Here is an 8,553-nt window from a genome sequence, read left to right on the forward strand (position 1 = left end):
CGGGCCATGCATCTTCCTGCGAACCGTTGCAGCCGGCTTGCTCGGGCATTGCTGCTTGCCCCTGTGGTCGCGCTGGCTCCGGAGACTGGTGCGGCGCAAACTCTCGAGCCCGAACAGGTCACAGCGGCCCTGCCCGGGCTCGAGCAGATGGCTGAAAAGATCGTCGCCGAGGGCGGTGTGCCGGGGCTGGCCATAGGCGTCGTGCACGACGACAAGGTCGTTTACCTCAAGGGCTTCGGCCACCGCGTCGCGGGCAAGCCCGAAACCGTCGACGCCGATACGGTGTTCCAGATTGCCTCGCTGTCCAAGCCGGTGTCGTCGACCGTCGTCGCGGCACTGGTAAGCGAGGGGCTCGTGTCCTGGGATTCCAGGATCGCCGATATCGATCCGGCGTTCCGCCTCTCTCAGGCCTATCCGAGTGCCGAACTCACCGTCCGCGACCTGTTTGCGCATCGCAGCGGCCTGCCGGGCACCGCCGGCGACGACCTTGAGGATATCGGCTACGACCGCACGGAGATACTGAAGCGCCTGCGCTTCGTTTCGCCGTCGTCCAGTTTCCGTGCCGGCTACTCCTACAGCAATTTCGGGCTCACCGAAGGCGGTGTCGCCGCTGCCCGGGCGGCAGGGCTCGGCTGGGAGAATGCTGCCGAGCAAAAGCTCTACCGGCCGCTCGGCATGACCTCGACAAGTTCCAGGCATGCCGATTTCCTCGCTCATGCCAACCGCGCCTCGCTGCATGTGAGGATCGGTGGCAGCTGGACCGCGGCAGTCGAACGCAACCCCGATGCCCAGGCGCCCGCCGGCGGCGTCAGCGCGACAGTGGGCGATCTCGCGCAATGGATGCGCCTCGAACTCGGCAACGGCGTCTATCAGGGCAAGACATTGATTGCGCCGGAGGTGTTGGCGCAGACGCATGTACCGCTGATGGCGCGCGGGCGTAACCCGGTGACAGGGGCAGCGTCCTTTTATGGGCTTGGCTGGAATGTCGAATTTGGCCGCCACGGTCTGAGTTGGGGCCACGCCGGCGCTTTCAGCGTCGGTGCGCGCAGCTTGGTGACGCTGTATCCAGATGCCGGGCTTGGCATCGTCATCCTCGCCAACGCCTTCCCCACCGGCGTGCCCGAAGGTCTGTCCGACAGCTTCGCCGACCTCGTCTTCGACAAAAAGGCCGGAAAGGAGTGGCTTCAGCCGTGGAACGCTGCCTATTCCGGCATGTTCGATCCGGCCATCGAGGCAGCCAAGGCGACCTATGCGACGCCGCCATCTCCCGCGTCGCCGGCACGACCGGACGACGCGTATGCGGGAAACTACGCCAATGATTTCGTCGGCGACGCGGTTGTCTCGACCGATGATGGTGGCCTAGTCCTCAAGCTTGGCCCCAATGGCAAGCGCGCCTATCCCTTGCGCCATTTCGATCGGGACCTGTTTCTCACCAACCCGTCTCCCGAATTGCCCGACATGCCTGTTGCGGTGAGGTTCGTCATCGGCGCCGACGGCAAGGCCAGCGCGATGACGGTCGGCTTCCTCGACGATCACGGGCTTGGCACGCTGACGCGCAAGGCCGATTGAGCCGCGCCGATTGAGCTGTTCGGCGCTCAGTGTATCCCGGCGAATTCACGCGCCATCATTTCGACCAGCCGGTCGAAGCCTTCGCCGGTGCCGGCGATGCGGGCGGCCATGGCGTCGGCGCTGCCCAGGAACGCCAGTTGCTCGGTGAACTTCATCCGGGTCGCCTTGCCATCGGCGAGGAATTCGACCGTCGCCAGCGAGGCCGAGATGCGTTGTCCGCCCATGCTCATCTCGAAGCCGTAGATGATGCGCCTTGCCGCCTCGATGTCGAAATAGTCTGCGCGGAAGGTCAGTTCGTTGCCATCGGGCATGCGCCAGCGCTTGGCCTCGATGCCGCCGACGCGGAAGTCGAAGGCATCCTCAAGCACGATCCAATCGAGGTGGCAGTCGTTCCAGGCGCGCTTGAGCTCCTTGTCCGACCAGAAGCGGAAGGCATGTTTCGGGCTTGCCGGCAGGTCGCGCTCGATGACGAAGGTGGTGTGCTGGACCGCGTTCATTCCTGGTCGTCCTCTTCAGGCAGTGCCGACATCGCTTGCGCCAGCCGATCAAAGGCGGCATTCATCGCAGTCTTGCGCGCCCGCACCCATTCGTCCATGTCCCTGAAGGCGTCGGGCAAAATGGAATAGGTGCGAATGCGCCCGACCTTGCTCGAGACGACGATGCCGCCGTCCTCGAGCACCCGCAGATGCTTGAGCGCCGAAGGCAGTCCCATGCCCCTGGGGTTGGCCAGTTGTTTCACCGTCGCCGGTCCACGGCTCAGCCGCTCCACCATGTCACGACGCCCGGCATCGGCAAGGGCCACGAACATCCGGTCGAGCCGTTGCGCTTCCATCATCATGTTGCAACCTCGTCGTGGAGAAATCGCTCGGGCATCGCCTCGCGATAGGGGAAGAACGAGAAGTAAGGCCTGGCCTCGGCCAATGTCCGACGCACTGACGGCCGCGCCATCAGGCGCTCGAAATAGGCTTTTAGATTGTGCTGGTCGGAACCGAAAGGATGCACGATCGAAGCGTAGAACAGCGCTGGCGTTGCCGAACATTCCGATATGCCGAAGGCGTCTCCCATGGCCCATGTGCGACCGGCCAGCCTTGCCTCGATCACCGCATAGGCGGTGTCGAGCGTGCGGTGCGCGTCTGCCACCCCGACCGGGTCGTTGCCGCCCTCGGGCCGTATCCTGTCGGTCACGATCTTCTGGGTGGGAACGTTGACATAGAGGTCGAAAAAGCGCTCCCACAGCCGCGCATCGAGCCGCAGCTCCTCGTCGGCAGGCAGCATCGGCGCCGGCCCAGGGTAATGCTGCTGCACATATTCGATGATGATGCTCGTCTCCGGCACCACGCGGTCACGCCTTTCGTCATGCAGCACGGGGATCTTGCAAAGCGGCCATTTGGCCGTCAACGCCGCCCTTTCGCCCGGATCGCCGAGGTTCACGTTCACGGCGCGAAAGTCGGTGCCGTTCTCGTAAAACGCGATCAGCACCTTGTGGCAAAAGGAGGAGAGGGGGTGGAGGTACAGCGTCAGCGACATGATTGGGCCTGCCTTGATAGTTTCTGCATGCGGAAACTATGTTGGCGCGAAGCGGTTGGCAAGAAAAAGTTTCCGAAAACGGAAAGTGTTTTGGCGCAGGCCGTGCCCGGCTGAGCAGAAGGGGGTGCGAAGGAATGAGACGCTGATGATTGGCCTTCCTTGTTCGGCCCGAAATCATCCACCCCGCGGAGAAATTCAGCCCTTCTCCACACCCTCAAAACCCGCCGTATCATTGTCCTGGCGATCTTCCACGGGCCCCTAGGCACGACCAACTCCCACTGGCTTCGCCAAAATCGTCATGCTGGTCGCTTCACCTTGGGGCAGGGGGCACATAGGCTCATCATCATGAATCAGCCAGCCGCCGCTCCGGTTCCAGTCTTCTGCCCACCCGATGCACGTCGCTATGTGCTGGTGTCGGCGATCCTCGCCTCCAGCATGGGGTTCATCGACGGCTCGGTGGTGTCGCTGGCCATGCCGATTATTCGCGAGGATCTCGGCGCCTCGCTTGTCGATGCGCAGTGGATCTCCAACTCCTACATGCTGTTTCTCTCCGCGCTCGTGCTGCTCGGCGGTGCCGCCGGCGACGTGTTCGGGGTGCGCAACATCTTTGCCGCTGGCATCGCGCTGTTCATGGTCACCTCGGCGGCCTGCGCGCTCGCCGTCGATGCCGACATGCTGATCGTCATGCGTGCGGCGCAAGGCATCGGTGCGGCGCTGATGGTGCCCGGCAGCCTGGCAATCATCGCCAAATCCTACCCCAATGAGACGCGCGGCAAGGCGATCGGCCAGTGGGCCGCCTTCTCGTCGCTGACCACGGCGATGGGACCTTTCATCGGCGGCATGGTGCTGTCATTCGGCGCGGAGTGGATGTGGCGGCTGATCTTCGCCATTAACGTGCCGATCGGCTTCGTGGCGCTGTATATGCTGTTTTCCAGGGTGCCGCAGGACCGGCCGTCGTCGAGCCGGCGGCTCGATCTCGGCGGTGCGGTGCTCGCCACCGGCGGCCTCGGCCTGATGGCGTGGGGGCTGACTGCCTTTGGCCTGCCGGCGGACATGCGTGCGGTGTCGCCCTGGATCTGGATCTTTGCAGGTGCAGTTCTTTTCGCCGGCTTCATCGTCTGGGAGAAATGGGCGCGGGCGCCCATGGTCAAGCTCAAGCTGTTCCGCTCGCGCGCCTTCGCGGGTGCCAATCTCTATACGCTGACCCTGTTCTTCGCCTTCAATGCGGTGCTGTTCTTTCTGCCGATGACGGTGATTTCGGGCTGGGGCGCCAAGGAGTGGGAAGCGAGTCTGCTGTTCGTGCCGCTGTCGCTGTTCATAGCGCTGCTGTCGAGCTATTCCGGCCGGCTGGCGGACGCGATCGGCCCGCGCTTGCCGCTGACTGTTGGTGCTGCGCTGGTCGGCATTTCATACGCCGGGCTCGCGCTTACCATGCCGCTGATGATGTTGTGGCAGGTGACGTTCCCGATCCTGCTGCTCAAGGGGCTCGGCATGGCGATCGTCGTCTCGCCGGTGTCGGCAGCGGTGATGCGGGCGACGCCGGAGGAGGACACGGGGCTGGCCTCTGGCATCAATAATGCGCTCGCCCGCGCCGCAGGCCTGATGGCGGTGGCGGCCCTTGGCGCAGTCGCCGGCATCGTCTTCGCCAGCGTGCTCGGCAATGCCGCGCCAGGCGCTGAATTCGGCGGGCTTTCCACTGCACCGCTCGATGCCGCCGCAGAGGCGCTGCGGGTGGCTGCGACCAACAACGCCTTTTCGGCAATCGCATGGATTGCGGCGGTCATGTGCTTCCTTTCGGCGCTGGTCGCCTGGATCACCCAGCCATCCTGGAAGCGGTCGGATGAAAAGGCTGGGACAAGCACGCCGGCAATCGTCGAATGATACAATTGTATGCGATGCGCTAGAACCCTGTTAGGGGTTTGGCGTGCTCTGTCGGTGCCAGAACAAGGCGGGAATCATGTCGGCATCCGATCTGCGTCGGCTTTCAGGCGAGACGGCCGGGACGCCGTGGAGCGAGTTCATCTGGCGAGGATACATGCCCTACGCAATCTGGCTGGTGATCGGTGTCGTGCTCTATGCCATCGACACGCAACTCGACATGTTCGAGCGTATCTACGAGCTTACCCGCACCTATGAAGAATGGCAGCTGGACGAGGCGATCTCGCTGCTTTTGTGGGCCGGCATCATCGGGCTCGTCATGCTGGTCATCCGTACCCGGCAGCTGAACCGCGAGATTGCACGCCGCGAGGCTGCGGAAAAGCTCGCCCATGATACGGCCCGCCATGACCCGCTCACCGGACTTGCCAATCGCCGCCGCTTCCGCGAGGCGATTCAGGCTTCGGTCGCTCGTTCGGAAAATGCCCTGGCGACCTGCGCCGTGATCTATATCGACCTTGACGGTTTCAAGCCGGTCAACGACCGCCACGGCCATGCTGCCGGCGACATCGTGCTGATCGAGGTGGCCGAGCGCATTGCCTATGCCGCGCCCAATGGGGCGACGGTCGCCCGGCTCGGTGGCGACGAGTTTGGCCTCGTCCTGTCCGATATCGGCAATCCCGAGGCGCTCGTGTTCCTCAGCCAGCGTCTGCAGCGCGACATCGCCAAGCCAATCACGTCTGACGAGGTGAAGCTGATCGTCGGCGCTACGGTCGGCATCGCGGTCTTCCCGGAGGATGGCGGCGACCCCGAGGCGTTGATCGCAGCCGCTGACCGGGCGATGTACATCGCCAAGCGCGCCAAATACGACGCCGCTGTTGGCGAGAGCTTGGCCCGGGCAAGCGTCGCGGGCTGATTTTTCCACGAAGTTTTCGGCTCGCAGCCGGTCCGGGCCGGGGTTAGCCGCTGACCTTGGTGCTGCTGGCGACCTTCAGGCCGTCCTTGTTCTCGTCCTTCAGCAGGTCGTCGATGCGCTCGCGCTCGCGCTTGAACGCGGTCAGCTCCTCGCCGCTCAGCACACGGCCCGTGGGCAGGCGGACGCGCATCGGGTCGACCTTGGTGCCGTTGACGATCAGCTCGTAGTGCAGATGCGCACCGGTCGACAGGCCGGTGGTGCCGACATAGCCGATGACCTGGCCCTGGCGGACGCGGGCGCCGGGCACGACATTGGGCGCGATACGGCTCTGGTGGTTGTACGACGTCTCGTAGCCGTTGGTGTGGCGCAGGATGGTCTGCTTGCCGTAGCCGCCAGCCCAGCCGGCCTTTTCGACGATGGCGTTACCGGCCGCGATGATCGGCGTGCCCGTGGGCGCCGACCAGTCGACGCCGGTGTGCATGCGCACATATCCGAGGATCGGATGTTTGCGGCCACCGAAGCCTGAGCGGAACTTGCCGTTGGGCAGAGGATTGCGCAGCAGGAACTGGCGCGAGCTGCGGCCGTCCTCGTCGAAATAGTCGACCGCACCATCGCCCATCTGGAAGCGATAGAAATTGCGCGTGGTGCCGCCGAAGGTGGCGGCGACATAGAGCAGTTCCGACTTGTCTGAGGCCTTGTCGTCGCCGTCCGGCTGCGAGAAGAACACCTCGATGCGGTCGGACGGGTTGAGGCGCGACTGGAAGTCGACGTCCGACGACAATAGTCTGACCAGCTTCTTGGTCATGTCCTGGGACATGCCGTAGGAATAGGCGGCGCGATAGATGCCGTCATAGACGGTGGGCAACGCGCCGCGCGAGGTCGTGGGAACTGCCGGCGTATCCTCGAAGGCGGTCGCGATCTCGGGATTGGGCTCCGGCTCGTCGCCGGGCACGAACTGGCCACGGTCGTCGAGTGCTATGGTCAATATGTGCTGGGTGCGGTCGTAGACGCTGGTGCGCACGATCTTGCCGACATCGCCGCGCACCTCGAGCCCGACACGCAGGACGGTGCCGGCCTTGAGCGCGGTCGCGTTGAGAAGACGCGAAATCGCGCTCGACATGCCCTTGGCATCGTCGCCCTCATAGCCGGAGGCCGCCAGCGCGTCGACGATCTTGCGGTCCTTGTCGAAGGCGATGATGTCTTCGGCATAAGACAAGGTCTCCGGGTCGACATCGGCGCGCGAAGTCACCGACACGTTTTCAGGTACGATCTTGATGCCGTAGGAACCGGCCAGCGCCTGATCGGCGAATGCGTCGCCGAAGCGCTGCGGGTCGATGTAATGGAGGGAGGCGACCTGGACGTCGCCTTCGGTCAGGTCGCCGCCGGCATCGCGGACCACCTTCTCGACCTCGTTGGCCGACAGTGCCGAGGTCTCGTCGAAGGCGGCCGTGTCGGTCGGGAAGTCGATGGTCTTCAGGCTCATCTCGCTCTCGACCTTGACGCCGTAGATCTGCCCGGCCGTGGCAGCACCCGCCGCCGGCTCAGGCGGGCCATCCTCGGCAAAGACCGTCAGTGGATCGAAGGCCGGATAGTTACGCGTCGTCGGATGGCTGGCGGCCAGCGCCATCTTGATCTGGACAAACGGCATTGTCTTGATCACGTCGCGGTCGCCCTGCTTGGTGACCATCGACACTTCCATGCGCCGCCGGTCCTTGGCCTTGGCGATCTGGCGCAGAGGCGCGAGGCGGGTGGTCTTGGCCTTCTGGCCGGAGTCGCCGCCATCCTGGGTGGCAAGCTCGGCGATTTCGGGCGGGGTGGCGAGTTTTTCGCGACCGTCGAGGGCGGCAAACAGTGCCACGCCCATCAGCACGCTCGAGGTGACACCGGTCAGGAATGTACCAGAGAGCCAACGCGCCGAAACCTCGCGGCGGTCCGGGGGACCAGCGCGACCGTCCGCGATAAGCGGCGGCTCATTGCCGAGCTCGGCTATGGTCTGGTCCGTATCCTGCATCCAGTACGGCTTAAGTCCCCGACGCTTTGCGCCCGCATGTTTTGTGGCCACGACATTTGCCTGTCATGGCGGCTCAAGTCAACGAAGCGGCGTGCTCGCTACGCCGACCTGTCCCGTTCTCTCCACTATGAAAGGCCGGATGGACTCACCTGGCGCCAGGGACGTTCCGACACATCTTCCTGCAATTGGGCGGGAATAGGGCTTGGTTCGGAGGCCGCGTTTTTGTCCCCTATATAGGCACGCGCGCGTGCGCGACGCGCAGGTCCGAAGAGACGTCTGCAGGGCGCGCTCTTGCCTGCCGGCCTTGAGGGGAGGGCGGCAGGCGTTTGAGCGTGGTCGCTTGCTTGGAGTGAGGAGAATCCTGCCGTGAATCACGGGTGAATCTCTTTTCGCGCGTCTGACTGCCAGCCTGGTCGAAGATTACTGGCCCCGGCTAATTGTTTTTCTGGTGGGACGCGCTGATTTCGTCAGGATTGCTGTGACGTTAAGGGCAGTTTCGCGCGTGGATTGCAGCTCGGCTGGCGGGGTCTGCGTTATGTGTGTTTGTCTTACGCAGGGTTTTGTTGGGGTTTGGGTTATTGTCGCAAAAAATTCGCAAAAGTTGGAATTAGGTCGTTGACAGTTTGAAGGGGTGGCGACTATATACGCCTCAACA

Annotated in this window: 7 protein-coding genes; 3 read left to right on the top strand and 4 right to left on the bottom strand. The window is 63.8% G+C overall.

Annotated features, from left to right (window positions below; genetic code table 11):
• Positions 1 to 6: 6 nt before the first annotated feature.
• Entirely contained in the window at positions 7 to 1,569 is a 1,563-nt protein-coding gene (locus tag NDO48_RS02475) for a serine hydrolase (protein ID WP_051091916.1), read from the top strand.
• Between the two features lie 26 nt (positions 1,570 to 1,595).
• On the opposite strand, the gene NDO48_RS02480 is transcribed toward NDO48_RS02475, so the two are convergent.
• Genes NDO48_RS02480 through NDO48_RS02490 form a run of 3 tightly spaced genes read right to left on the bottom strand, consistent with a single transcriptional unit; the run spans position 1,596 to position 3,096 of the window.
• A complete protein-coding gene (locus NDO48_RS02480; protein WP_018429518.1) occupies positions 1,596 to 2,066 on the bottom strand; it encodes an SRPBCC family protein in 471 nt (156 codons plus the stop codon).
• Positions 2,063 to 2,407 carry an ArsR/SmtB family transcription factor gene (locus NDO48_RS02485; RefSeq protein ID WP_018429517.1) on the bottom strand — a complete coding sequence of 115 codons (345 nt, stop codon included), beginning with the start codon at positions 2,405 to 2,407 and terminating at the stop codon, positions 2,063 to 2,065. Before NDO48_RS02485 ends, NDO48_RS02480 begins: the two co-directional genes overlap by 4 nt.
• The gene (locus NDO48_RS02490; protein WP_018429516.1) at positions 2,404 to 3,096 is read right to left on the bottom strand and encodes a glutathione S-transferase family protein; all 693 of its coding nucleotides are present in this window, start codon (positions 3,094 to 3,096) and stop codon (positions 2,404 to 2,406) included. Before NDO48_RS02490 ends, NDO48_RS02485 begins: the two co-directional genes overlap by 4 nt.
• A 345-nt stretch (positions 3,097 to 3,441) precedes the next feature.
• Here NDO48_RS02490 and NDO48_RS02495 point away from each other — a divergent pair, with 345 nt between their 5' ends.
• Together NDO48_RS02495 and NDO48_RS02500 are read left to right on the top strand one after the other, a co-directional pair.
• Positions 3,442 to 4,977: an MFS transporter gene (locus NDO48_RS02495; protein ID WP_267320797.1), complete on the top strand. Its 1,536-nt coding sequence runs from the start codon at positions 3,442 to 3,444 to the stop codon at positions 4,975 to 4,977.
• Positions 4,978 to 5,053: 76 nt separating this feature from the next.
• Positions 5,054 to 5,887: a GGDEF domain-containing protein gene (locus NDO48_RS02500; protein WP_018429514.1), complete on the top strand. Its 834-nt coding sequence runs from the start codon at positions 5,054 to 5,056 to the stop codon at positions 5,885 to 5,887.
• Positions 5,888 to 5,930: 43 nt separating this feature from the next.
• Here the strand turns inward: NDO48_RS02500 and NDO48_RS02505 are convergent, their stop codons facing one another.
• Positions 5,931 to 7,898: a M23 family metallopeptidase gene (locus tag NDO48_RS02505; RefSeq protein ID WP_018429513.1), complete on the bottom strand. Its 1,968-nt coding sequence runs from the start codon at positions 7,896 to 7,898 to the stop codon at positions 5,931 to 5,933.
• Positions 7,899 to 8,553 lie beyond the last annotated feature (655 nt).

The organism is Aminobacter sp. MET-1 (genome assembly GCF_026521175.1).
In the GTDB taxonomy this organism is placed as follows: domain Bacteria; phylum Pseudomonadota; class Alphaproteobacteria; order Rhizobiales; family Rhizobiaceae; genus Aminobacter.

Bases quoted from the DNA above. Each gene is read 5' to 3' on its own strand.
- NDO48_RS02475 (WP_051091916.1), top strand. From the start codon at position 7: ATGCATCTTCCTGCGAACCGTTGCAGCCGGCTTGCTCGGGCATTGCTG.
- NDO48_RS02480 (WP_018429518.1), bottom strand. From the start codon at position 2,066: ATGAACGCGGTCCAGCACACCACCTTCGTCATCGAGCGCGACCTGCCG.
- NDO48_RS02485 (WP_018429517.1), bottom strand. From the start codon at position 2,407: ATGATGATGGAAGCGCAACGGCTCGACCGGATGTTCGTGGCCCTTGCC.
- NDO48_RS02490 (WP_018429516.1), bottom strand. From the start codon at position 3,096: ATGTCGCTGACGCTGTACCTCCACCCCCTCTCCTCCTTTTGCCACAAG.
- NDO48_RS02495 (WP_267320797.1), top strand. From the start codon at position 3,442: ATGAATCAGCCAGCCGCCGCTCCGGTTCCAGTCTTCTGCCCACCCGAT.
- NDO48_RS02500 (WP_018429514.1), top strand. From the start codon at position 5,054: ATGTCGGCATCCGATCTGCGTCGGCTTTCAGGCGAGACGGCCGGGACG.
- NDO48_RS02505 (WP_018429513.1), bottom strand. From the start codon at position 7,898: ATGCAGGATACGGACCAGACCATAGCCGAGCTCGGCAATGAGCCGCCG.